The organism is Pseudomonas sp. SWI44 (assembly GCF_002947915.1).
In the GTDB taxonomy this organism is placed as follows: Bacteria; Pseudomonadota; Gammaproteobacteria; order Pseudomonadales; family Pseudomonadaceae; genus Aquipseudomonas; species Aquipseudomonas taiwanensis.
Window position 1 is genome coordinate 3,986,051 of the sequence record NZ_CP026674.1, and the last position, 22,598, is coordinate 4,008,648.

Genomic DNA, 22,598 nt, shown 5'->3' on the forward strand with positions numbered 1-22,598 from the left:
GACGCTGCATGTTCAGAAGTTATCTGCGGTTGCTGCTGTTCACGTTCGGCCTGCTGGCCGGTATCCAGGTTCCGGGGCTGGTCAAGGACTACACCCAGCGGGTCGAGGCGCACCTGTTCGAGTCGCGCCAGGCACTCGACGGTTTCAAGCAGACGGCCGAGCGGTTCTTCAACGGTGACCTGCAGGCATTGCTCAAGCACTATCGCGGCAGCGACGACCCGGTGTTCAACAGCGATGCCAACAGCATCGAGAGCCTGTTGATTCGCAACCAGTTGCTCGAGGATGAATGGCAGGCGTTGCAAGGCTCGTGGGTGAGCCGCACCTGGCATGTGCTGGTGCAGCCAGAGCCACAACTGCGCGAGGAGACGCTCAAGGGCTACAGCTACCAGCTTCTGCTGGTGCCTGAAGCGATTGGCTGGGGGATCGGCACTGGATTCGTGCTGGCGTTTGCCGTCGAGAGCCTGCTGGTGCTGCTTGGCTGGGTGATTCTGGGTGGACGGCGCAAGGCAGTCAAAGAGAGCTGGCGCTAGTCGATTGTCGCCAGCGCCTGCAACGCACCCGCTACAGGGGCGTCTTGGGCGACAAGACCGTCAGACCAGCACGATCCGCTGGCCGCCGACATCCCGCGCATAGCCCTCCAGCACTTGCCTGCACACCCTGACCACTTCGTCGACCAAGGCCACCCCGGTCTGCCACGCCACCACCAGTTCCAGGCTCGGCGGCGGTTGCAGGCCTTCGATCAACACCAGCTCGCCGCGACTCAGTTCCGCATCCACCAGCGCAGGCGGCAGCGCACCAATACCAAAGCCGTCACGCAATAGCCGGGTAATCGCCGCCACCGAGTTCACGCAGTTCAACCGGGGCATCTCGCACCCCGCGCCCTGGAGGAGGCTGAGCACTTCCTGATGTGGCCGCGAATTTCTGGAAAACGTGACGATCCGTTCGCGTCCCAGTTCGGCGAGCGAGGCGTATTCGCGGTGGTGGCTGGAGCCTGTGGCCACCACCCAGCCCATCGGGTAACGGGCCAGGTCCAGGCTGCGAATCGACTGCTCGCGCAGCAGGTCGGTCTGCAGAATCACGTCGAGAAAGCCCTTTTGCAGCTGTTCGCGCAGGTTCAGCGCGGTGTCGGCCACCAGTTCGATTTCCACGTGCGGATAGCGCTCGGTCAGCTCGGCCACCAGCGCGCTCATCCAGGTGTGGATCACCGTGTCCATCACCCCGATGCGAATGCGCCCGACCTTGGTCCGGTCGCTGTCCAGCGACTGTTTCATCGCTTTGGCGGTATCGAGCATGTGCTCGGCGTACTCCAGCACCTTGCTGCCTTCCGGTGTGAGGCTGACGCCCCGCGAGTCGCGCAGCAGCAGCTTAACCCCAAGGTCCGCCTCCAGCGCGGCGATACGGCTGGAGACCGAGGCCTGGGTGGTGAACAGCTTGTCCGCGGTGAGGCGGAAGCTCTTGAGCCGCGCGACCCAGACGAAGGTTTCGAGGAAACGGAGGTTCATGATCAGTTTTTCTTGTTCCAGACCGGCGGTTTTTCTCGTTGGACTCAAGCCGCACGGCCTCTGAACAATGGTGACAGGCCGCGACGCCAGACGTCGTCCATAAAACAATACCAACAAGCCGAGGCAAGCATGAACCCATCCGGCGTGCAACAGATGTCTTCCCCCAGCTCGACCGGGCCATTGGCCTGGTATCGCGACATCGACAAACAGCAACGACGCACCTTCTGGAGCTGCAAGATCGGCTATGGCCTGGATGGCATGGACACGCAGATGCTCAGCTTCGTCATTCCCACGCTGATCCTGATGTGGGGCATCAGCACCACCGAGGCCGGGCTGATTCATACCAGCACCCTGATCGCCTCAGCCATTGGCGGGTGGATCGCCGGTATTCTCTCCGACCGCATCGGTCGCGTGCGCACCTTGCAACTGACGGTGCTGTGGTTCGCCTTCTTCACCTTCCTGTGCGGCTTCGCCCAGAACTACGAGCAGTTGCTGATTGCCCGTACCTTGATGGGCTTCGGTTTCGGTGGCGAGTGGACCGCTGGCGCGGTGCTGATCGGCGAAGTGATCCGCGCCCAGGACCGTGGCAAGGCGGTGGGCATGGTGCAATCCGGCTGGGCCATCGGCTGGGGGCTCACGGCGATTTTGTACGCGCTGCTGTTCTCCTGGCTGCCGGCGGAGCAAGCCTGGCGGGCGTTGTTCCTGCTGGGGCTGGTGCCGGCGGTGTTCGTGATCTTCGTCCGTCGTCTGGTCAAGGACCCGGAGGTCTATCGTGCGGCCAAGGCGGTGGAAAAGGCCGAGGCGCCTGCGCATTTCTACGAGATCTTCGCCCCCGGCATGCTCTGGACCACCGTGCGAGCCTCCCTGCTGACCACTGGCGCCCTGGGCGGCTACTACGCCATTACCTCCTGGCTGCCGACGTTCCTCAAGAACGAGCGCGGCCTGAGCGTGCTGGGCACGGGCGGTTACCTGGCCATGGTGATCGTTGGCTCGTACGTGGGCTATGTGGTCAGTGCATACCTGTCCGATCTGCTGGGGCGCAAGAAGAACTTCATCCTGTTCGCCGTGGGTTCGTTCGTCATCGTGCTGCTGTACACGCAGATGCCGGTCAGCGATGGCGTGATGTTGTGGTTGGGCTTCCCACTGGGCTTCTTCGCCTCGGGCATCTTCAGCGGCATGGGGGCGTTCCTGACCGAACTGTTCCCCACGCGTATCCGGGGATCGGGGCAGGGTTTTTGCTACAACATCGGCAAGGTGATCGCCGCGCTGTTCCCGTTGATGATCGGGCTGCTCGGCCAGAAGGTGCCCTTGGGGCTGGGCATTGGCGTGTTTTCCGCAGTTTCGTACGGCGTGGTGATCCTGGCGGCGCTGAGCCTGCCGGAAACCCGCGGCAAACAGCTTCAGGCACGTTAAGGTAGGCATATGAACATCGACACGGGAGCACGCAAGGTGAAACGCCTGCTACTCAATTGCGACATGGGTGAGAGTTTCGGCAACTGGCGCATGGGCCTGGACGCTGACGTCATGCCTTACATCGACTGCGCCAACATTGCCTGTGGTTACCATGCCGGTGACCCGAGCATCATGCGCCGTACCGTGGCCATGGCGCTGGATCACGGAGTGACCATCGGTGCCCATCCGGCCTATCCAGACCTGGTTGGCTTCGGTCGCCGGTCGATGGCCTGCAGCAACGAGGAAATCCGCGATCTGTTGCACTACCAGATCGGTGCGCTGGACGGCATCTGCAGGGTGCTTGGCGGCCGGGTGGCTTACGTGAAGCCCCATGGTGCGCTGTACAACGACATGATGGCCGACCCAATCAAGCTGCGCACCGTACTCGAAGCCGTGGCGGCCTATGACGCCGGTTTGCCAGTGATGCTGATGGCCACCGCCGACGACAGCGCGGCCCAGGCGCTGGGTGATGAAATTGGCGTGCCGCTGTGGTTCGAGGCGTTCGCTGACCGCGCCTACACCGCCAGTGGGCATCTGGTCTCCCGCCGCTTGCCGGGCGCTGTTCACCACGACCCGGCGCTGGTGGTCGAACAGGCCCTGCACCTGGCCCATGGCGAGGCCCTGGTCGCCAGCGATGGCAGCGCGCTGCGCCTGAACGCCAGCACCCTCTGCGTGCACGGCGACAACGACAGCTCCGTGGCCGCCGTGCGCCAGATTCGCCAAGCCCTCGATGCGCTGGAGCGCGCATGAAGGTGCGTATCGAGGTCGTGGCCATCGACAGCCTGATGGTGCGCCTGTTCGACGCCATCGACGAAGCCAACATGCCGTGGATCCTGGCGGCCAGCCAGCGGCTTCGGGCGGCCTTCGGAGAGCGCCTGGTGGATCTGGTGCCGTCCTATACCACGTTGATGGTGCAGTGCGACCTGGCGCCGGCAGAGGCGAGGAGGTTGATCGTACACGCGCTGGAAGGTGTGCAGCCAGATACAGGCAACAGCGGGTATCGGCATGAGATTCCGGTGTGGTACCACGCCAGTGTCGGCCCTGAACTGCCGGTGCTGGCCGCCCGCAGCGGCTTGTCCGAGGACGAGGTGGTCCGTTTGCACAGTGAGCGCGAATACCCGGTTTTCGCCTTGGGCTTCGCCCCCGGTTTCGGCTTCATGGGGCTGGTGGACGAGCGCTTGGCCTCGCCACGCCTGAGCACTCCGCGCAAACGCGTGGCGGCGGGCAGCGTCGGTATTGCCGAGCGCCAGACCGCGGCCTACCCGGCAGTATCGCCAGGGGGCTGGAACTTGATCGGGCGCACCCCGGTTCGTTTGTTCGACCGACAACGCGAGGGCTACAGCTTGCTGCAACCGGGTGACCGGGTGCGCTTCGTGGCGGTCACCCATGCCCGGTTCCTGGCGTTGGGTGGCGATGACAGCCCGCTGGAGGCACAGGCATGAAGCAGTTGAGGATCGAAACCAGCACCGCGCTGTGCCAGGTGCAGGACGCAGGGCGCTTTGGCGTCCGGCATCTGGGGGTGACCCAGGGCGGGGCGTTGGATTGGGTGGCGATGTACTGGGCCAACTGGCTGCTGGGTAATCCATTGGGCGCGCCGGTAATCGAAGTGGCGCTGGGCGGTTTTACCGTCCTGGCCGAGCAGGATTGCGTGCTGGCCCTGGCCGGCGCTGACCTGGATGCGCGGCTTGACGATCAACCTTTATCGCCTTGGCGCGCGTTCACGCTGGCCAAAGGGCAGCGGCTGACACTCAGGCAGCCTAAACAGGGCGTTCGAGCCTACCTGGCGGTGCCCGGTGGGGTCGATGCCGAAGCTGTCCTGGGTAGCTGCGCCACGGTCGTGCGTGAAGCATTGGGCGGCGTCGATGGTTGCGGGGCGCCTTTGAGCAAGGGGCAGGTGCTGACGTTCGAAGGCAGCGCATCGGCCTTGAGTGAGGTGCCCGAAACGCTGCGTCCAGGCTATGGCGCAAAGCCTGTTCTGGACCTGGTGATGGGCGCGCAGATCGGGGATTTCAGCGGCACCAGTCTGTTCGAGGCGTTCAATTCGGACTGGACGCTGGACAGCCGCGCCGATCGCATGGGGATTCGCCTGTTGGGACCGCAATTGGTCTACCAGGGCGCGCCGATGATTTCCGAGGGTATCCCCCTGGGAGCCGTGCAGGTGCCACCGGATGGGCAGCCGATCGTGCTGCTCAATGACCGTCAGACCATTGGTGGGTATCCACGACTGGGGGCATTGACGCCGCTGGCACTGGCGCGATTGGCCCAGTGCATGCCGGGGGCGACGGTGCGGTTCAGGGCAGTGCTTCAGGAGGATGCCTGGCGGGAGCAGCAGGCTTACCTGCGCCGTTGGGGGTAACGCCAAAGGCCCTGTCGCCCCGACGACCCGTGGCGACAGGGCCGCTATCGACCGAGCCTACTTCGACAGATACCGCATGCCATCCTCCAACCCCTGCAAGGTCAGCGGGTACATCTTGTCCTCGATCAGATCCCGTACCAGATGCGTCGAAGCCGTGTAGTCCCAGGCTTGCTTAGGATAGGGGTTGATCCAGATGATCTTCTTGAATTTCTCCATGAAGCGCTGCATCCACACATACCCGGCTTCTTCGTTCCAGTGCTCGACGCTGCCACCGGGCTGGGTGATTTCGTAAGGTGCCATCGCCGCATCCCCGACGAACACGACCTTGTAGTCATCGCCGTACTTGTGCAGCAGGTCGAAAGTGGAGAAGCGCTCCGAGGTGCGGCGCAGGTTGTTCTTCCACACCGACTCGTACACGAAGTTGTGGAAGTAGTAATACTCCAGGTGCTTGAACTCGGTCTTGCAGGCCGAGAACAGTTCTTCGCACACCTTGACGTGGGCGTCCATCGAACCGCCGATGTCGAACAGCAACAACAGCTTGACCGTATTGCGCCGCTCGGGGCGCATCTGGATGTTCAGCAGCCCGGCATCGCGGGCGGTGTGGTCGATGGTGCCGTCGATATCAAGCTCTTCGGCGGCGCCTTCGCGAGCGAACTTGCGCAGGCGGCGCAGGGCCAGCTTGATATTGCGGGTGCCGAGTTCGACCTGGTCGTCTAGATTCTTGTACTCGCGCTGGTCCCAGACCTTGACCGCCTTGCCCTGGCGCTTGCCGGCCTCGCCCACGCGAATGCCTTCGGGGTTGAACCCGCCCGAGCCGAACGGGCTTGTGCCGCCGGTGCCGATCCACTTGTTGCCGCCGGCGTGGCGTTCCTTCTGTTCTTCGAGGCGCTTCTTGAATTCCTCGATCAGCTTGTCCAGGCCGCCCAGGGACTGAATCTGCGCCCTTTCCTCATCGCTGAGCGAGCGTTCGAACTCCTTGCGCAGCCAGTCCTCGGGGATCAGCGCCTCAAGGTGTCGGTCGAGGTTTTCCAGGCCCTTGAAGTAGGCCGAGAACGCCCGGTCGAACTTGTCGAAATGACGCTCGTCCTTGACCAGGATGGCCCGTGCCAAGTAGTAGAATTCGTCCATGTCGGCGAACACCACACGCTTTTGCAGGGCATTGAGCAGGTCGAGCAACTCGCGCACCGACACCGGTACCTTGGCCGCGCGCATTTCATTGAACAGGTTGAGCAGCATGGCCGGCTCCTGTCAGCGGTTGCCGCGTCGGCTCATGAAGGCCAGGCGCTCCAGCAGTTGCACGTCCTGTTCATTCTTCACCAATGCCCCGGCCAGCGGCGGGATGGCCTTGGTCGGGTCGCGCTCGCGCAGCACCGCTTCGCCGATGTTGTCGGCCATCAGCAGTTTCAGCCAGTCGACCAGCTCGGAGGTAGACGGCTTCTTCTTCAGGCCCGGTACCTTGCGCACATCGAAGAACACGTCCAGCGCTTCACTGACCAGCGATTGCTTGATGTTCGGGAAGTGCACGTCGACGATCTGCTGCAGCGTGTCGCGATCGGGGAAGGCGATGTAGTGGAAGAAGCAGCGGCGCAGGAAGGCGTCGGGCAGCTCTTTTTCGTTGTTGGAGGTAATGATGATGATCGGGCGCTGCTTGGCCTTGATGGTCTCGTCGATTTCGTAGACGTAGAACTCCATCTTGTCGAGCTCTTGCAGCAGGTCGTTGGGGAACTCGATGTCGGCCTTGTCGATTTCGTCGATCAGCAGGATCACCCGCTCGTCAGCCTCGAACGCCTCCCACAGCTTGCCCTTTTTCAGGTAGTTGCGCACGTCGTGGACCTTGTCCACGCCCAGCTGCGAATCGCGCAGGCGACTGACCGCATCGTACTCGTACAAGCCCTGGTGGGCCTTGGTGGTGGATTTGATGTGCCAGGTGATCAAACGGGCGCCGAAGGAGGCGGCGAGTTGTTCGGCGAGCATGGTCTTGCCGGTACCCGGCTCACCCTTGACCAGCAACGGGCGCTCCAGGGTGATCGCTGCGTTGACTGCCAGTTTCAGATCGTCTGTGGCGACGTATTCACGGGTACCTTCGAACTTCATGAACCGCTCCTCGGTGGGTGTCCGTATTGGCCCTCGCGGCGTACCGGAGGGAGCCGGGTTGTCGGCGACAGGGCCGAAACGGACAACACAGGTTTGTCATTTGCCAGCGACTATAACCCGCGCCCAGGCAGCTGGAAACGCAGACCGGGCATTCAGTCTCTGAATGGTGCGTCGCGCTAATATTCAGTCGGAATCAGGAGAAGGCTGCTCATAACGTGCATTGAATGCTTCGATGAAGCCATTGCGCAGTATCTGCAGGAAGGCCTCGAAGGCGCTGACATCCTGCTTGTGTACGCTGCCACTGAGTTCCACGCGGGTGGCGAACTGGTTCTTGGGCTGGTTTTTCAGCACGGTTTCACTGGCACCGACCAGCACCTCCCAGATCGAGCGGAACCAGCCTTTGTTCTTGTTCTCGACATCCTGCTGCCAGTCGAACACATCGACATCGCGCAGCAGCGGCTTGATGTAGCCGCTTAGCCTGCCGTCGCTGGCCTGGGCTTCGATCACCAGGTCGCCATGGCCGGCATTGAAGTCGAACTTGCCGTAGGCACTGGCAAAGTCGTTCAGTCGGCGCAGTTCGATGCCGGTGGCACGCAGGCGGAATTCGAAGTTGTCGAAGTCGCTGAACGGGTCGAAGGTCGCGCGGCTTTCTACCCGCGCATCGCCCAGCAAGCGAGCGCTGCCGTCGAAACGGGCGTCACGACGGCCTTTTTCGTTGCGTACGTTGGTCAGGTTGAGCACCTTGGCGTTGAGCTGGGTGGCCTTGAGGTCGACCGGCGGTCTGGAGTTGAAGTTATGAAAGTTCAGGGTGGCGTCTTCGATACGTACCTCATTGAGGGTGATGGGCAGCAGCTTTTCCAGCTGTTGACGCCAGTCGGTACCCTGGCCGGTCTGCGAGGACTGCTTGTTGCCACCATCGACGAAGTTAAGCTCGGGGCGCACGAAGGTGACCTCAGCGACGACTGCCCGGTCATACCACAGCGAACGCCAGCTCACCGAGAGGTCGATCAGGGGGGCGTCGAGCAGGGGCACTGGCACCTTGCCGGTGGTCTTGACGATCTTCAGGCCGTTGATCTGGTAAGCCCCTCGCCACCAGGCAAGGTCCACATCGCTGACCTGGCCGCGGTAGTCGCCCATATCGGCAAGTTTTTCGTTGAGGTAGTCGCGCACCAGGTAAGGCAGTGCCAGGTGCAGGGCCGCCAGCAGCACGAGCAGGCTGGCCAGGCCGACCAGCGGCCAACGGTAGCGAGCGGTCATTGGGGCTCTCCTGGGCAGGTTGAAGGGTGGACCACGGGGCTGGCGGGGGAGTTCGAACAGGCTTTACTGGCCACCGGGGCAGGCTTAACCTTGAAGTCTTTCCCTGCATCTCATGTTCAAGGACACTGCCATGAGCCGTATCTACGCAGACAACGCCCATTCCATCGGCAATACGCCGCTGGTGCAGATCAACCGCATCGCCCCGCGTGGGGTGACCATCCTGGCCAAGATCGAAGGGCGCAACCCTGGTTATTCGGTGAAATGCCGGATTGGCGCGAACATGGTCTGGGACGCCGAGAGCAGCGGCAAGCTCAAGCCGGGCATGACCATCGTCGAACCCACCTCGGGTAACACCGGTATCGGCCTGGCTTTCGTTGCAGCGGCCCGAGGCTACAAGCTGATCCTGACCATGCCGGCGTCCATGAGCCTGGAGCGACGCAAGGTGCTCAAGGCCCTTGGTGCCGAACTGGTGCTCACCGAGCCTGCCAAGGGCATGAAGGGGGCGATCGAGAAGGCCAATGAAATCGTCGCTGGCGACCCTGCTCAGTACTTCCTGCCCGGCCAGTTCGACAACCCGGCCAACCCGGCGATCCACGAAAAGACCACCGGCCCGGAAATCTGGAACGACACCGACGGCGCCATCGACGTGCTGGTCGCAGGCGTTGGCACCGGCGGCACCATTACCGGTGTATCGCGCTATATCAAGCACACCCAGGGCAAGTCGATCCTCTCGGTGGCCGTGGAGCCGGTGGCTTCGCCGCTGATCAGCCAGACCCTGGCCGGCGAAGAGCTCAAGCCCAGCCCGCACAAGATCCAGGGCATCGGCGCAGGCTTCGTACCGAAGAACCTCGACCTGTCGATCGTCGACCAGGTGGAGACGGTCACCGACGAAGAGTCCAAGGCCATGGCCATCCGCCTGATGCGCGAAGAGGGCATTCTTTGCGGCATCTCCTGCGGCGCGGCCATGGCGGCGGCGGTGCGCCTGGCCGAAAAGCCGGAGATGCAGGGCAAGACCATCGTGGTGATTTTGCCCGACTCCGGCGAACGCTACCTGTCGAGCATGCTGTTCAGCGACATGTTCAGCGAGCAGGAAAACCAGCAGTAAGCTGACACCGGGCAATACTCGGCGAACCGGTTTATTACAAAATCTTTAATACAGCCATCCCGTTCCGGTTGTTTTTACCGGAGCGGGATCGGTTTATGATGGCCGGATGATTTTCGTCAGCATCAGGCAGCGCTGGCCTGCTGCTCAGCAAGGAGTGTTGCATGACCTTTTCCTTCGTCGCCAAGGCAGGTGTGCTGCTGGTGTTCTTCGGCAGCGTGCTGTTCGTGCACCTGCGTGGCAAGGCGCGGCTCCCGGTGTTGCGCCAGTTCGTCAACCATTCGGCACTGTTCGCCCCCTACAACGCGCTGATGTACCTGTTCTCCGGAGTGCCGTCCAAGCCTTACCTGGACCGCACACGCTTTCCTGAGCTGGATGTGCTCAAGGATAACTGGCAGGAAATCCGCGAAGAGGCCATGCGCCTGTTCGACGAGGGCTACATTCGCGCTGCCGAGAAGGACAACGACGCTGGCTTCGGGTCGTTCTTCAAGAAAGGCTGGAAGCGCTTCTACCTGAAGTGGTACGACAAGCCGCTGCCATCGGCCGAGGCACTGTGCCCCAGGACCGTCGAGCTGGTCAGCAGCATTCCAAACGTCAAGGGCGCGATGTTTGCGCTGTTGCCCGGAGGCAGCCACCTGAACCCGCACCGCGACCCGTTCGCCGGCTCCCTGCGTTATCACCTTGGGCTGTCCACGCCGAACTCCGATGCCTGCCGTATCTATGTCGACGGGCAGGTGTATGCCTGGCGTGACGGTGAGGACGTGATGTTCGACGAGACCTACGTGCACTGGGTCAAGAATGAAACCGACGTCACCCGCGTGATCCTGTTCTGCGACATCGAGCGCCCGCTCAGCAGCTCGCTGATGACCCGCATCAACCGTAAGGTCAGCGCCTTCCTCGGGCGTGCCACCGCGCCGCAGAACACTGATGACGAGCGTGTTGGCGGCATCAACCAGGCGTACGCCTGGAGCAAGCGCTTCAGCAACAAGATCAGCACCCGCATGAAGCAGTTCAAACGCGCCAACCCCAAGGCCTACCGCATCCTGCGGCCAGTGCTGGCAGTGGTGGTGGCGTACCTGCTGTATCGCTGGTTGTTCTGATTGTTGCGAAAGGTCGCCCTGGGGCCGCGTGGCGGCCCTTTCGCGACACAAGGCCGCTGCCACCGCTCATCGAGTGCTTGTCGCAGGAACAATCCACCGCTATAGTCCTTCGCAGTCATTTCCTCGAAGACCCTGTTCATGCCTGCCATCCCTACCACCACATGCTTTGCCATCGCGCCAGTCGCGGGCAGGGGCGTGCGTGGCAGTCAGCAGCCGGTCATGATCAGTCATTACCCACCACCTGTCAGTGGCGTCGTAGGCGGCGTAGCTCCGCCTCGCTGCGGGGTCGTGCTGGGCTGATCGGCTTCTGGCCGTCTCCCTTCGCACCCGCAACCTACTGAACACGGTCGGCGACTTCCCTCACTGAAGCACACGCCCTCCGTTCGGCTTTTTTGCCCGATTACAGGTGGCATACATGTCTGTCTTTTCCAAAGCGTCCGTGGCCTCGGCGGCCACGACCAGTCTGTTCGTCCTGCTGTGGAGCAGCGGTGCGATCGTTTCCAAGCTCGGTCTGGCCCATGCCAGCCCGTTTGCCTTTCTCCTGCTGCGCTCGGCGCTGGCCTTGGCCGGTCTGCTGCTGATCAGCCCGTTGCTCGGACTGCGTTGGCCGCGAGGCCGTGCGGCGGTGCTGCGGGCCTTGGGCACCGGTTGCGTGCTGCTGGGCGCCTACCAGATCTTCTACCTGCTGGCGCTCGACACCCACGTCACCCCTGGGGTGATGGCCACGGTGATGGGCGTGCAACCGATCCTCACCGTGGTGATCATGGAACGCCAGCGTTCCTGGAGCCGGCTGTTCGGTCTGGGCCTGGGGCTTGGCGGGTTGGTGATGGTGGTGTTTCAGGGCATCAACCTGGGCGGGGTATCGCTGGCCGGCATGCTGTTCGCATTGCTGGCGCTGGCCAGCATGACGTTGGGTTCGATCCTGCAAAAGCGCATCACCGACAACCCCATGGGCACCTTGCCGCTGCAGTACCTGGCCGGTTTTGCCCTGTGCGGGCTATTCGCACCGCTGCAACCGCTGCATGTGCAATGGAGCGGTGGCTTCATCGGCGCGCTGCTGTGGATGGGGCTGGTGGTGTCGTTGCTGGCCACCTTACTGCTGTACCGGCTGATTGCGCGGGGTAACCTGGTCAACGTCACCAGCCTGTTCTACCTGGTGCCTGCGGTGACGGCGGTGATGGACTTGCTGATCTTCGGTAACCGCCTGGCGCCGCTCAGCTTGTTGGGCATGGGGCTGATCGTGGTCGGTCTGCTGTTCGTGTTCCGCAAGCCGGCGGCACGGTTGGCCGAGGCGTAAGCGCTTAGCGGAACTCTTCGGGGATGGTGTGGCGCAGCACGCCTTCCTCGAAGTCCAGTGTGCCGGCTTCGCGCTGGGTCAGCAGATAGTAGAGCACGGTGTCGAGTGAACGTGCAGGCGGGACTTCGACGGCCAGCATCCTTACCGCCTTTTCGACTTCGTAGGGGCAGCCAAAATCCTCGAGCGCTGCGCGCACTTGTTCCAGGTCGCCTGCGGCTTTTACCAGGATGCGGAACACCGAAGCACCGCCGCCGTGCAGCAGGGTTTCGAACCAGCATTGTTCGCCGTCTTCACGGATGCTGATGGTGTCGCCGGGAGCGATGCCGTAGGCATAGAAGGGAATGCTGTCGACCTTGTAGCCAGCTACGGTGGGCTTTGCCCAGAGGCCTTCGACCGACGCGGGTGGGTAACCTTGGGCATCCTGCTCCAGGCGCCAGAGCACGATCTTGTAGGCTGGGGTTTGCTCGGGGGGCATGGGGCGTTACGTGTCGGGAGGGCTGCCTATCGTAATGCGGTTTGGCTTGGGTGTCTGTACCGATTGAGATTGGGTAGGGGCCACCTGGGGCATGCCGAGCGTTTTGTTGCGTATTCGAAACCGAGCGCCGCCCGCGCGGCGCATCGCGAGCTACGCTCGCTCCTACGTTTGTATTCGGCCAAAACGCCTGTGACAGGTGCGCGCGACCGCCTTGTGTGTACGTCGCGCGCAATTCGCGCAGGCATAATTGGCCCGAAACAAACGTAGGCGCTCGCGATGCGCCGCGCGGGCGGCGCTCGATCTCAAACGCGGCACAATGCCACCGACAAGCCCATCAAAAATAATACCCAATATTGATATTGGTCCGGTAATACCAGTCATTGCTACCCACCGAGCGGGTGCTGGTCCAACCGGTCCCGTTCTCCGCGCCGCCGAAAGGGTTGGCATTGCGTGCCCAGGTCAAATCGACCCAGGCCATGATCGGCATGGCCAGGAACTGGGCGCCGACCGTGAACATCTGCGAGTCGTCCCAACCGCTTTTATCTTTCATCATCCGGCTGTAGTCGGTGTAGAACTTGATCTTCTTCAATTGCCCCAGGTTGGGCGTGAACACGTCGTAGCCGACGTTCACCGCACCGATGGTCGCCTTCGAGGCAATCAGGTAGGCCGGCGTCAGGCCGTTGCCTCCCATCAATACGGCGTCGTCACTGACCCCTGCCGGGTTCTTCGGGTCGTACGCATAGCGGATCGCCTGGCCAGTGATTGTCCATGGCCCGTGATTGAACAGGGCATGCACGCCGCCAGCCCAGTAGTCGCCGTCATCGTCAGTGGTGGCGTTGTACAGTTCAGCCGCTGCCAGCGACGCGCCGAGTTCGGATTTCCAACCTTCGCCACTGAACGTGCGGGCCACGCGCGCGTTGACCTGGTGGCGCTTTTCGTTGTCCTGGCGAGACTGGGTGAAGGGAACGGCGTTGTCGTTCAAGTCGGCATAGCGCCCGACTTCTGGCGAGTAACGCAGGCTGGAGGGCAACATGCGCGGGAAGTACCCCAACTGCAGGTCCCATCGATCATCCTTGTAGCTGTATTTGAGGCCCGTACCGGCACTCACGCCGTAGCCCATGAAAAATGGAATGTGATAGCTCCAGCCAAATTGCGGGTAGGGTTCCAGGCCGAAGGGTTTAAACGGCGCGCCCAGTTGCAGGTTGGCTTGCGGGCTGAGGCGGTAGCCGACGAAGCCGCGGTCGATGGAGCGTTTGCCGTCATCCTGGAACCAGTAGCCGACATCGCTGAATAACTGGCGGTGGCTGGCCTGGACATCCAGGCGGAAGGTGTCGAACAGGAAGCGGCCATTGTTCTCGGTGGTGTCCCAGTGCTCGTCGCGGTAGTTGATGCGCAGGGCTCCGCCGATATCCAGGCTGCTTTGCCCATCGTCACTGCGCCAGGCGATGTGTGGGAACGGCTTCTTGACCGCTGGCGGCTGGTCGGGGGCGGCGGGGCCGGGTTCGGAGGCGAGACTTGCGCAACTGCCGAGAATGAAACCGAGGCTTATCACATATTTGTTCATGCCATGCCCTGCAAGATTAAGTAGTTTTCCCCAGGCAATAAGGGAGCGTCGCCCTGGATTGCGGGTTTTTTGTTTCAGGGGTGATATGTTGTTTTGCACAGGGAATGGAGCAGGTTTTGTGCCAGTGTTTTAAAGTTGTAAAATATCCATATAAAACAGTTATTTATATTTGAAACGCATTATTTTGTGCCGTATCTGGAACAGCCCGGAAGTTGGGTTACCGATCTGCCCAGCGAATGGGCAAATGTGCACCAGCGTGGTTCTGTTGCCCGTTCAGGCCTGTTCACGGGTGAACCCGCTAAATGCACGCCCCCCTAACCAGGCGCAAAAAAAACCGGCCGCGAGGGCCGGTTCAAACGACGCGTGAGCAAGCACGAGATTTACTTTAAAGATCTAGCACCAAACGCCGGCTCTTGCACCCGGACACACACACCATCATCGAACCGTTGGCGGCGCGCTCGGCCTTGGTCAGCACACCGTCACGATGGTCGATATCGCCTTCGATGACCCGTGTCTCGCATGAACCACACACGCCTTCGCGGCAGCTGTAGTCGATGTCGCAGCCTGCTTCGAGCAGTGCATCCAGCAGGTTCAACCCAGGCTCGACGGTGACTGTCTTGCCCGACCGGCTCAGCTCGACACTGTAGCTGACCTGGGCATCCTCGGACGGCGCCACTTCCACAGCCGTAAAGCGTTCGATGTGGGCATGGGGGTAGCCCAGGTTTTCGCAGGCCTGCTCGAAGGCATCGAGCATCGGCGTCGGTCCGCAGCAGTAGAAGTGCGTGTCGCTCGGGCGCCCGGCCAGGTAGCCCGCCAAGTCCGGCAGACAGCCCTTTTCGTCATTGAAGTGGTAGACCACCTTCGCCCCAAGCCCGGCGATGTCCTCCAGCAGCGCCGCCTCCTTGCGCGAACGGGCGCAGTAGATCAGCTCGGCCGACCTGCCGAGCGCCAAGAGTTGACGGAACATGCAATAGATCGGCGTGATGCCGATGCCACCGGCCACCAGCACGCTGTGGCTGGCGCGGGTGTCCAGGGCGAAGTTGTTACGCGGCTGCGAGATCTGCAATTGCATGCCCACCCGCAGTTGCTCGTGGATGTAGCGTGAGCCCCCGCGGCTGGCGCGGTCGCGCAGGATACCGACCACGTAACGGCCCTGATCGCTCGGCGCGTTCAGCAGTGAGTAGCTGCGCACCAGGCCGTTGGGCAGGTGCAGGTCGATGTGCGAGCCAGCCTCGAACGGCGCGAACACCGTGTCGCCCCAAGGGCGCAGCTCGACGCTGATGATGCCTTCGGCTTCATGGCGCAGGGTGTGCACCAGGGCACTGATGGTGGAGGAGTTGGACATCGGTCACCTCAGCCCAGTTGCTTGGTTTCGATCAGGGCCAGTTGTTCCTTGGCCTTGCTCTTCAGGTAACGGCGCAGGCGCACCACACCCAGGTCGTGCTGGTAGAGGTTCTCGCGCTGGTTGGCGTCCGGCTCCATGAATTCCAGCAGCACTCGGTCCTGCTCCAGCACCGCCCAGTGGCGGGCCTCCAGGCGGTTCTTGTAGAGGAAGCGCCAGGTGTCGCGCTGCCAGCCGGTCAGTGGACGGGCGCGCCAGTGGAACACGGCGGACAGGGCACGGCTGCTGGGGGTGTAGCTGCCGATGATGGTGAAGTTGCCGCCAGGTCCGCCGGTCTTCGGGTAAGGGATTTCCAGGCGCAGCCAGTGGCAGCCGTTGTCGAGGAATTCGGTCCAGTCGAAATTCACCCCGCGCTGGCCCTCCTTCTCGAAGAAGAAGCCTTGCTCGGTGTCGCGGGTGACGAACTTGGCGGTGGCTTCGCCTTCGCTCATGGAGTGGGACATCTTGTGCAGGTAGGTGCCGTGCATTGGGTCCATGACGTTGTCGAGCACATAGCGATAATCGCCTTTCCACTCGGTGTAGCAGAGGAAGCTGCTCCACTCGGGCGAGGTCAACTGCTCGGGCAGTACCAGCGCCGGAGGCGTTTCCAGATGCGGGTCGGCGGCGTTGAACAGGAAGATCGCGCCCGCCGCCTCGCGGGTGTGGAACATTCGCGTCGGGCGGCTGCCTTCGAGCTTGCAGCCGGGGCTGCCGGGCACTTTGGTCACGGTGCCGTCGCAGCGCACTTCCACACCGTGGTAAGGGCATTGCAGGCGATCGCCCAGCACCGGCCCCTGGGACAGCGGCGCGCCACGGTGCGGGCAGTGGTCTTCGAGGGCATGGACGCTGCCATCGTTGTCGCGCCACAGGGCGATCTTGTAGCCCAGGCGGCGAATCGAGACGGGTTTCTCGCCCAGCAGTTCCGACGGCAAAACCGGGAACCAGAGGTCTTTCAGGCCGTTGGCCAGGTGTTGCTCAACAGGATCGACGGTTACGTGCATGTTCATCTTGTTCTACCTCCAGCGGATCACTCGCCCAGCCGAGCCATCAGGGTTTTGAAAGCGTCTTCGGTCCACTCGCCACTGGTCAGCGGGCAGGGCGGGCCGGCCAGGTTGAGGTGGGCGAGCAGCTCGCCCAGTTCGCTCACACCATTGCCGTAGGCGCGTTCGATGGAGTCGCCGAGCAGGTCCTCGAACGGCGTGTTGGGGCGTTTGCGCGCCTGGTGCGGCTGCAGGTAAACCTCGGTCGTGCTCATGGAATGCACCTCAATTGTTCTTTGGCTTGTCGGTGAGGAATTTGCCTTGTGGCGCTTCGACGTGCTGCTGGCGCCGGGTGTTGCCGTCGATACCGCCGGCAATGGCCCATTCGGCAAAGACCGTTGGGCCCGGTTCGAATTCGCGTGGTTGCCACTCGCCGGTCAGCTGGTCTTCGTCGGCGTAGTACTCGACCAAGGCGCCGGCCGGGTTCTTGAAGTACCAGAAGAAGGCCGACGACACCGGGTGGCGGCCGGGGCCGATTTCGGTGGCCCAGCCGCAGCGGGAGATGTGCATGCCACCACCGAATACCTCGTGCAGGTCGCGCACGGTGAACGCTACATGGTTGAGTCCGGCGCGCGGTGCGGGTAGTTGCAGCATGAACAGGTCGTGATGACCGCCTTCCTCGGCAGTACGCAGAAAGGCACCACGGTTGGGGTAGCGGTCCGAGGCCTGGAAGCCGAAGCGCTCGTGGTAGAAGGCTTCGCAGGCGTTGACGTCCTTGACGAAGAACACCACATGGCCGACCTCGATCGGCGTGGCGCGGTCGTAGATGGGCGATGGCTTGTTGATGCGGCCCTTGGTCTGCCAGGTGTTGTGGCCGCTGCACTCGATGTCCAGCGCACGCTTGCGAGTGACCTGCAAGCGGATGGCCAGGCCGTTGGGGTCGGTGCAGCCGATGCGGCCGTTGCCCTCGACGAAGCCTGGGTCGTTGGCGATACGCTGGCTGTACAGCGCAAGGTCGGCTTGGCTCTCAACACCCCAGACCACCTCACGCACGGTCGAGCCAGGCTCGATGGCCGGTGGCAAGCCCGGCTTGTCGTGGGCGGCGAGTACCACGCGGCAGCCGTTGAGGGTTTCGAAGATCACTTCATCGTCGTGCTCGCTGACCTGGGTCAGGCCCCAATCGGTGAAGAAGCGTGCGCAGGTGGCGAGGTCCTCCACGCCGTAGGTGACTTCGTCGATGCCCAGTACGCTCATTGTCCTGTCTCCAGTCCGGCCCAGGCCAGCGGTTGATCGTTCATGCCCCAGTAAAGGCTCTTCTGTTCCATGTATTGCAGGATGCCGAGGCGGCCTTTTTCGCGGCCCAGGCCGCTGTCGCGCCAGCCGCCGAAGGGGGTCGAAATGGAAAATTGCTTGTAGGTGTTGATCCACACGGTGCCGGCCTGCAGCTTGCGGCCCAGTGCCCAGGCGCGCTTGTAGTCACGGCTCCAGATACCGGCGGCGAGGGCGTACAGGCTGTCGTTGGCCTGAGTGATCAGCGCTTCTTCATTGTCGAAAGGCATGGCCACCAGCACCGGACCGAAGATTTCTTCCTGGCAGACCTGCTGGTGATTGCCCAGGCCCTCGAGGATGGTCGGTGGGTAGAAGTAGCCTTGGTCGAACACGCCACCTGCGGGGCGTTCGCCACCCAGTCGCAGGCGGCCACCTTCGGCCAGGCCCAGGGCGACGTAGCGCTCCACCGATTCGCGGTGGGCGGCGCTGATCAGCGGACCCATCTGCGTACGTTCGTCGGCCGGGTCGCCCACGCGCAGTTGTGCGGCAGCGGCAGTCAGGCGTGCCATGAACGGCTCGTACAAGGGGCGGGCGACGAACAGCCGGGAACCGGCGATGCAGGCTTCGCCCGAGGAGCTGAAAATGCCATACAGCACCCCGGCCACCGCGTGGTCGAGGTCGGCGTCGTCGAGGACGATGGTCGGTGATTTGCCGCCCAGTTCCAGGGACACTGGCATCATCTTGTCGGCGGCGATATGGGCGATGTGCTTGCCGGTGCGGGTGCCACCGGTGAACGACACACGCTTGACCAGCGGGTGGCGGGTGAGGGCGTCGCCCAGCACCGAGCCCTTGCCCGGCAACACGCTGAGTAGCCCTTTAGGCAGCCCGGCCTCCTCGCAGATACGCGCCAGTTGCAGGGCCAGCAGCGGGGTGATTTCCGCCGGCTTGATCACCACGGCGTTGCCACCGGCCAGGGCCGGGGCCACCTTCTGCGCTTCGCTGGCGATCGGCGAGTTCCATGGCGTGATCGCCGCGACTACGCCCATCGGCTCGTAGACGCTCATGCTGACGAAGTCGCCGCGTGATGGGGTGATGGTTTCTTCCAGCGTTTCGCAGGCCGCAGCGAAGAACTGGAAGGTGCCAGCGGCGCTGGCGACCAGGGCGCGGGTCTCGCCGATTGGCTTGCCGTTGTCCTGGCGCTGCAACTGTGCCAGCTCCTCGGCGCGTTCGCGGATCAGCCCCGCGATGCGATACAGCACCGTTGCGCGCTCGTGGGGTTTGCGCTGTGCCCAGCCGCTGTGCAGGAAGGCCTGATGCGCGCCCTGCACGGCGGCCTCGACGTCGTCCAGGCTGGCGGCGTTGAGCCAGGCCACCGGCTCGCCCGTGGCTGGGTAGCAGGTGGCGTAGCGCTCGCCGCCGCCCAGACGCCAGGTGCCGGCGATGCAAATGGGTAAGGTCTGTTCCAGTGTCATTGACAGTCCCCTAGATGGATATGGCGTGGGCGTGGTTGCCTAAGGCGCGGACCACGCTGTACACGGTCAGCGCCGAGGTTTTCGGGTTGGCTTCCAGCGGCTTGCCGCGCAGGCTCATCTCGAAACCGCCGAAGGCGCCACGGGCTTCGAAGTGGTGGACGTTGTCCTCGCTCAGCGGGTCGGCGATCAGCGTCACCCGGGTGCGGTCCAGGCCGATGCCAGCCAGCGACAGGGTCGCGGCGACATTGGCGTTCTTCGGGTACAGCTGTGCGGCTTCTCGGGCGCTGCCGTGGAAGATCACCGTTGGCTCGCGCAGCTCGTCCAGTGCGCAGACCTGTTCGGCAGGCGTGTTCTTCCACGCCCGAGCCGGCTTGCGGCCGATGTAGTCGACCGTGTCCAGGCCGCCGACCTTGGCGGCCGAGAGCGCATCGATGCCACCGATGGCGCCAGGCAGCAGCTCGATGCGGGTGTTACCTCGTGCCGCTGCCGCTTCCAGGCGCTCGACCAGGCCAGGTTCGGAGAGCGCCCCGACCGAGACCACCAGGCAGGCGATACCACGCTCCAGTGCCGGCAGCACATGCTCTTCGATGGCCTTGTGGCCGGCGCACTCGACGAGCAGGTCAGGACGGGCGTCGGCCGGTAGCGCCGTGAGCACTGTCGGCGGCTGACGGAAGCTGGCCAGGCGTTGACGCACCAGGTCTTCGGAACCGGCCGAGGCGATCACCGCGTCAACGTGCAACTGCGGGTCTTTCTCCAGCAGTTCGAGCACGCTGATGCCAATGGCACCGCAACCGATCATGGTGATGTTGAGCATGACGGGGTCCTCAGGCCGTGGCCTTCTGCGCCTTGGTTTCGCTGTTGGGCGGGCCGGCGAAGCGGGTGGCGAAGCCGCCGACGCTGAGCATGTCCACTTCCAGCAGGAATGGGCCGTTGGTCTGCAGGGCGCCACCGAGGACGCTGCTGAAATCCTTGAGGTCCTTGACCAGGCCGTGGCGCAGGCCAAGGGATTCGGCGAGCTTGCTGTAGTCGGGGGTATGCAGATCGACATAGGCGTGGCGGGCGCCGTAAATGGCGTCCTGGATGTTGCGGATCACGCCGTAGCGCTGGTCGTTCATCAGCAGGATGACCACGTTGGCCTTTTCTTGGACCAAGGTCGCCAGTTCGCCCAGGTTGAGGATGAAACCACCGTCACCGGCCAGGGCGAAGACCTTGCGCCCCGGCGCGGTTTCAGCGGCGGCTACCGCCGCACCAATGCCCATTGCCAGGCCCTGGCCAATGCCACCGCCCAGGGCGTGCACGCCTGACAGCGGGTGGTACAGGTTGAGTAGGCGGTTGCCCCAGATACTGTTGGACAGCGTGACGTCGCGTACCCAGGTGAAGTTGCGGCCGGTCTGGGCCTGCAGTTGTTCGACCATGGCCGAGTACGGGCCGAGGTCGGCCACCAATTGTTGGCGAGCCTGGGCACGCACCGCCTTGAGCTCGTCGATGAAGTTCGGGTCGATGTTCAACCGGCCCTGCAGACGATCGGCCAGGCCTTCCAGGGCCAGGGCGGCATCGCCGCAAACGAACAGGTCGCTGGGGTAGCTGCGGCCTTCGATGGCCGGGTTGACGTCGATGCGCAGCGTGGTGCGTGGCAGCTTCAGGGCGTACTTGAAGGTTTCGTTGCTGCGCAGGCGCGAGCCGGCCACCACCAGTGCATCGCAGGTTTGCATGAAGCCTTCGACCAGCTTGTTCTGCGAGAACGCACCCAGGCAACGCTCGTCGTCTTCGTTGACCACGCCACGGCCCTGGGTCGAGGTGATCACGCCGACGCCCATCGCCAGCAAACGCTTGACCTGCGCCCCGGCATGGCGGGCGCCGCCGCCGAGCCACAACAGCGGACGGCGGGCGCTGGCCAGTCGCTCGGCGACCAGGTCGAGGGCTTCGGCGGCAGGCGCGGCGACTGGAATCGGCAGCGGTGAAAGGTCGGTCGGCATGGGGATGAAAGCCGACTGGATGTCGATCGGGATTTCCACGCTCACCGGGCCGGTCGGGGCGGTGAGGGCGGTCTGCACGGCCAGCTTCAGGGTACTCAGTGCAGTCTCCACGCTGCGCACACGGAACGCGGCCTTGGACACGGCCTTGAGCATGGTCAGCTGGTCGCGGGCTTCGTGGATGTAGGCCAGTTCCTGGTCCAGGTAGGGGGTCTCGATCTGCCCGGTGATATGCAGCAATGGCGTGCCGGCGGTCAGTGCCTCGACCATGGCCCCAGCGGCGTTGCCAGCGGCGGTGCCGGTGGAGGTCAGGCAGACGCCCAGGCCGCCGCTGCTGCGGGCATAGGCATCGGCCATGTTGGTGGCGCCGGCTTCGCCACGGGCCATGACGAAGCGGATGTTGCCGCGTACGGCGAAGGCATCGAGGATCGGCATGTTGTGGATCGAAATCACCCCGAACGCAGCCTTGACGTCGCATTGTTCGAGGAACGCGGTGATGACGGCACCGACGGTGACGGTGTTTTCGTTACGCATGGCGGGACAGGCCTCCGGATACATCGATATGACTGCCAGTGGTGTAGGCCGACAGCGGCGAAGCCAGGAACAGGATGGCCTGCGCCGCTTCCTTCGGCAGGCCAAGGCGGCCCAGGGGTATGTGCTTGCGTTGCGCCAGCTGCGCGGTCCATTGCGACCAGTTCAGGTCCCGTTCTTCGCGGGCCTCGAAGCGGCGGCGCCATTGCCCGGACTCGACCAGGCCGATGAGGATGCCGTTGACCCGGATGCCGTGTTCGGCGAACTCGAAGGCCATCGAACGCACCAGGTTCTTCAGCCCGGCGCGGGCCGCGGAGGTGGCGACCATGTGCGGCTCGGGCTGGCTTGCCAGCAGCGAATTGACGCAGACGATCGAGGCATCCTGCTGGCCCTGCAGCTGCGCCATGAAGGCGCGCACCGGGTTGATGACGGAAAAGAACTTGAGCTGCAGTTCTTCGTTCCAGGCCTCGTCGGTGGTGTCGGCGAAGGTCGACACACGGCCTTGTCCGGCGTTGTTGACCAGTGCCTGGGCCGGGCCCAGCGCGTCCAGGCTGGCGGCGGCGAATGCCTGCACCGAGCCGGCATCCAGCACGTCGCACACCTGAGCCAGCAAGTGGGCCTCGGGGAAGCGTTCGCGCAGGCGTGCTTCGGCACTGCGCAGGCGCTCTTCGTTGCGGCCGCAGAAGGCTACGCGGGCGCCGGCTTCGAGCAGCAGTTCGACACAGGCGTAGCCGATGCCGGACGAGCCGCCGGTGACGATCACCGTGCTGTCGTGAAGTCGATAGGGGTTCAT

At 63.4% G+C, this 22,598-nt stretch carries 22 protein-coding genes; 8 read left to right on the forward strand and 14 right to left on the reverse strand.

Annotation, left to right across the window (positions count from 1 at the left end; genetic code table 11):
- Window positions 1–8: 8 nt before the first annotated feature.
- The gene (locus C4Q26_RS18770; RefSeq protein WP_023381756.1) at window positions 9–530 is read left to right on the forward strand and encodes a DUF2937 family protein; all 522 of its coding nucleotides are present in this window, start codon (window positions 9–11) and stop codon (window positions 528–530) included.
- A 60-nt stretch (window positions 531–590) separates the two neighbouring features.
- Here the strand turns inward: C4Q26_RS18770 and C4Q26_RS18775 are convergent, their stop codons facing one another.
- Window positions 591–1,502 carry a LysR family transcriptional regulator gene (locus C4Q26_RS18775; protein WP_023381755.1) on the reverse strand — a complete coding sequence of 304 codons (912 nt, stop codon included), beginning with the start codon at window positions 1,500–1,502 and terminating at the stop codon, window positions 591–593.
- Window positions 1,503–1,631: 129 nt separating this feature from the next.
- Here C4Q26_RS18775 and C4Q26_RS18780 point away from each other — a divergent pair, with 129 nt between their 5' ends.
- The 4 genes from C4Q26_RS18780 to C4Q26_RS18795 are packed head-to-tail and all read left to right on the forward strand — an operon-like array spanning window position 1,632 to window position 5,310.
- Window positions 1,632–2,915 (forward strand): MFS transporter, encoded by a 1,284-nt coding sequence (locus C4Q26_RS18780; RefSeq protein ID WP_023381754.1) that lies wholly within the window; start codon window positions 1,632–1,634, stop codon window positions 2,913–2,915.
- Window positions 2,916–2,924: 9 nt separating this feature from the next.
- Entirely contained in the window at window positions 2,925–3,704 is a 780-nt protein-coding gene (locus C4Q26_RS18785; RefSeq protein ID WP_027907425.1) for a 5-oxoprolinase subunit PxpA, read from the forward strand.
- Window positions 3,701–4,396: a 5-oxoprolinase subunit PxpB gene (gene pxpB / locus C4Q26_RS18790; protein WP_104883393.1), complete on the forward strand. Its 696-nt coding sequence runs from the start codon at window positions 3,701–3,703 to the stop codon at window positions 4,394–4,396. Before C4Q26_RS18785 ends, pxpB begins: the two co-directional genes overlap by 4 nt.
- Window positions 4,393–5,310, forward strand: a complete 918-nt coding sequence (locus tag C4Q26_RS18795; RefSeq protein ID WP_023381751.1) for a biotin-dependent carboxyltransferase family protein — start codon at window positions 4,393–4,395, stop codon at window positions 5,308–5,310. The genes pxpB and C4Q26_RS18795 overlap by 4 nt, the downstream gene beginning before the upstream one ends.
- 57 nt (window positions 5,311–5,367) lie before the next feature.
- Here C4Q26_RS18795 and C4Q26_RS18800 read toward each other — a convergent pair whose 3' ends face one another.
- From C4Q26_RS18800 to C4Q26_RS18810, 3 genes are all read right to left on the reverse strand, one after another.
- A complete protein-coding gene (locus tag C4Q26_RS18800; RefSeq protein WP_023381750.1) occupies window positions 5,368–6,546 on the reverse strand; it encodes a VWA domain-containing protein in 1,179 nt (392 codons plus the stop codon).
- A 12-nt stretch (window positions 6,547–6,558) separates the two neighbouring features.
- Entirely contained in the window at window positions 6,559–7,404 is an 846-nt protein-coding gene (locus tag C4Q26_RS18805; RefSeq protein WP_023381749.1) for a MoxR family ATPase, read from the reverse strand.
- Window positions 7,405–7,587: 183 nt separating this feature from the next.
- The gene (locus C4Q26_RS18810) at window positions 7,588–8,661 is read right to left on the reverse strand and encodes a DUF748 domain-containing protein (RefSeq protein ID WP_023381748.1); all 1,074 of its coding nucleotides are present in this window, start codon (window positions 8,659–8,661) and stop codon (window positions 7,588–7,590) included.
- Window positions 8,662–8,791: 130 nt separating this feature from the next.
- Here C4Q26_RS18810 and cysK point away from each other — a divergent pair, with 130 nt between their 5' ends.
- The 3 genes from cysK (at window position 8,792) to C4Q26_RS18825 (ending at window position 12,160) form a co-directional block, all read left to right on the forward strand.
- Entirely contained in the window at window positions 8,792–9,766 is a 975-nt protein-coding gene (gene cysK / locus C4Q26_RS18815; RefSeq protein WP_023381747.1) for a cysteine synthase A, read from the forward strand.
- A 161-nt stretch (window positions 9,767–9,927) separates the two neighbouring features.
- Window positions 9,928–10,863: an aspartyl/asparaginyl beta-hydroxylase domain-containing protein gene (locus tag C4Q26_RS18820; protein ID WP_023381746.1), complete on the forward strand. Its 936-nt coding sequence runs from the start codon at window positions 9,928–9,930 to the stop codon at window positions 10,861–10,863.
- 415 nt (window positions 10,864–11,278) lie between these two features.
- Window positions 11,279–12,160 carry a DMT family transporter gene (locus C4Q26_RS18825; RefSeq protein WP_104883394.1) on the forward strand — a complete coding sequence of 294 codons (882 nt, stop codon included), beginning with the start codon at window positions 11,279–11,281 and terminating at the stop codon, window positions 12,158–12,160.
- 4 nt (window positions 12,161–12,164) lie between these two features.
- Here the strand turns inward: C4Q26_RS18825 and C4Q26_RS18830 are convergent, their stop codons facing one another.
- From C4Q26_RS18830 to C4Q26_RS18875, 10 genes are all read right to left on the reverse strand, one after another.
- A complete protein-coding gene (locus C4Q26_RS18830; protein WP_104883395.1) occupies window positions 12,165–12,635 on the reverse strand; it encodes a DUF4265 domain-containing protein in 471 nt (156 codons plus the stop codon).
- 334 nt (window positions 12,636–12,969) lie between these two features.
- Window positions 12,970–14,199 carry a hypothetical protein gene (locus tag C4Q26_RS18835; RefSeq protein ID WP_104883396.1) on the reverse strand — a complete coding sequence of 410 codons (1,230 nt, stop codon included), beginning with the start codon at window positions 14,197–14,199 and terminating at the stop codon, window positions 12,970–12,972.
- Window positions 14,200–14,584: 385 nt separating this feature from the next.
- Window positions 14,585–15,544 carry a PDR/VanB family oxidoreductase gene (locus C4Q26_RS18840; RefSeq protein ID WP_023381742.1) on the reverse strand — a complete coding sequence of 320 codons (960 nt, stop codon included), beginning with the start codon at window positions 15,542–15,544 and terminating at the stop codon, window positions 14,585–14,587.
- A gap of 8 nt (window positions 15,545–15,552) precedes the next feature.
- On the reverse strand, window positions 15,553–16,587 hold the full coding sequence (locus C4Q26_RS18845; protein ID WP_023381741.1) for an aromatic ring-hydroxylating dioxygenase subunit alpha: 1,035 nt from the start codon (window positions 16,585–16,587) through the stop codon (window positions 15,553–15,555).
- A 20-nt stretch (window positions 16,588–16,607) separates the two neighbouring features.
- Window positions 16,608–16,835, reverse strand: a complete 228-nt coding sequence (locus tag C4Q26_RS18850; RefSeq protein WP_023381740.1) for a recombinase-like helix-turn-helix domain-containing protein — start codon at window positions 16,833–16,835, stop codon at window positions 16,608–16,610.
- A 10-nt stretch (window positions 16,836–16,845) separates the two neighbouring features.
- Window positions 16,846–17,814, reverse strand: a complete 969-nt coding sequence (locus C4Q26_RS18855) for a VOC family protein (protein WP_023381739.1) — start codon at window positions 17,812–17,814, stop codon at window positions 16,846–16,848.
- Window positions 17,811–19,301: an aldehyde dehydrogenase gene (locus C4Q26_RS18860; protein WP_023381738.1), complete on the reverse strand. Its 1,491-nt coding sequence runs from the start codon at window positions 19,299–19,301 to the stop codon at window positions 17,811–17,813. Before C4Q26_RS18860 ends, C4Q26_RS18855 begins: the two co-directional genes overlap by 4 nt.
- A 10-nt stretch (window positions 19,302–19,311) precedes the next feature.
- Window positions 19,312–20,115 carry an aspartate dehydrogenase gene (locus tag C4Q26_RS18865; RefSeq protein ID WP_023381737.1) on the reverse strand — a complete coding sequence of 268 codons (804 nt, stop codon included), beginning with the start codon at window positions 20,113–20,115 and terminating at the stop codon, window positions 19,312–19,314.
- Between the two features lie 10 nt (window positions 20,116–20,125).
- The gene (locus C4Q26_RS18870; protein WP_023381736.1) at window positions 20,126–21,808 is read right to left on the reverse strand and encodes a thiamine pyrophosphate-binding protein; all 1,683 of its coding nucleotides are present in this window, start codon (window positions 21,806–21,808) and stop codon (window positions 20,126–20,128) included.
- Entirely contained in the window at window positions 21,801–22,598 is a 798-nt protein-coding gene (locus tag C4Q26_RS18875; protein ID WP_023381735.1) for an SDR family oxidoreductase, read from the reverse strand. Before C4Q26_RS18875 ends, C4Q26_RS18870 begins: the two co-directional genes overlap by 8 nt.

Coding starts and splice junctions, on each gene's coding strand:
- C4Q26_RS18770 (WP_023381756.1), top strand. CDS start 9: ATGTTCAGAAGTTATCTGCGGTTGCTGCTGTTCACGTTCGGCCTGCTG.
- C4Q26_RS18775 (WP_023381755.1), bottom strand. CDS start 1,502: ATGAACCTCCGTTTCCTCGAAACCTTCGTCTGGGTCGCGCGGCTCAAG.
- C4Q26_RS18780 (WP_023381754.1), top strand. CDS start 1,632: ATGAACCCATCCGGCGTGCAACAGATGTCTTCCCCCAGCTCGACCGGG.
- C4Q26_RS18785 (WP_027907425.1), top strand. CDS start 2,925: ATGAACATCGACACGGGAGCACGCAAGGTGAAACGCCTGCTACTCAAT.
- pxpB (WP_104883393.1), top strand. CDS start 3,701: ATGAAGGTGCGTATCGAGGTCGTGGCCATCGACAGCCTGATGGTGCGC.
- C4Q26_RS18795 (WP_023381751.1), top strand. CDS start 4,393: ATGAAGCAGTTGAGGATCGAAACCAGCACCGCGCTGTGCCAGGTGCAG.
- C4Q26_RS18800 (WP_023381750.1), bottom strand. CDS start 6,546: ATGCTGCTCAACCTGTTCAATGAAATGCGCGCGGCCAAGGTACCGGTG.
- C4Q26_RS18805 (WP_023381749.1), bottom strand. CDS start 7,404: ATGAAGTTCGAAGGTACCCGTGAATACGTCGCCACAGACGATCTGAAA.
- C4Q26_RS18810 (WP_023381748.1), bottom strand. CDS start 8,661: ATGACCGCTCGCTACCGTTGGCCGCTGGTCGGCCTGGCCAGCCTGCTC.
- cysK (WP_023381747.1), top strand. CDS start 8,792: ATGAGCCGTATCTACGCAGACAACGCCCATTCCATCGGCAATACGCCG.
- C4Q26_RS18820 (WP_023381746.1), top strand. CDS start 9,928: ATGACCTTTTCCTTCGTCGCCAAGGCAGGTGTGCTGCTGGTGTTCTTC.
- C4Q26_RS18825 (WP_104883394.1), top strand. CDS start 11,279: ATGTCTGTCTTTTCCAAAGCGTCCGTGGCCTCGGCGGCCACGACCAGT.
- C4Q26_RS18830 (WP_104883395.1), bottom strand. CDS start 12,635: ATGCCCCCCGAGCAAACCCCAGCCTACAAGATCGTGCTCTGGCGCCTG.
- C4Q26_RS18835 (WP_104883396.1), bottom strand. CDS start 14,199: ATGAACAAATATGTGATAAGCCTCGGTTTCATTCTCGGCAGTTGCGCA.
- C4Q26_RS18840 (WP_023381742.1), bottom strand. CDS start 15,544: ATGTCCAACTCCTCCACCATCAGTGCCCTGGTGCACACCCTGCGCCAT.
- C4Q26_RS18845 (WP_023381741.1), bottom strand. CDS start 16,587: ATGAACATGCACGTAACCGTCGATCCTGTTGAGCAACACCTGGCCAAC.
- C4Q26_RS18850 (WP_023381740.1), bottom strand. CDS start 16,835: ATGAGCACGACCGAGGTTTACCTGCAGCCGCACCAGGCGCGCAAACGC.
- C4Q26_RS18855 (WP_023381739.1), bottom strand. CDS start 17,814: ATGAGCGTACTGGGCATCGACGAAGTCACCTACGGCGTGGAGGACCTC.
- C4Q26_RS18860 (WP_023381738.1), bottom strand. CDS start 19,301: ATGACACTGGAACAGACCTTACCCATTTGCATCGCCGGCACCTGGCGT.
- C4Q26_RS18865 (WP_023381737.1), bottom strand. CDS start 20,115: ATGCTCAACATCACCATGATCGGTTGCGGTGCCATTGGCATCAGCGTG.
- C4Q26_RS18870 (WP_023381736.1), bottom strand. CDS start 21,808: ATGCGTAACGAAAACACCGTCACCGTCGGTGCCGTCATCACCGCGTTC.
- C4Q26_RS18875 (WP_023381735.1), bottom strand. CDS start 22,598: ATGAACCCCTATCGACTTCACGACAGCACGGTGATCGTCACCGGCGGC.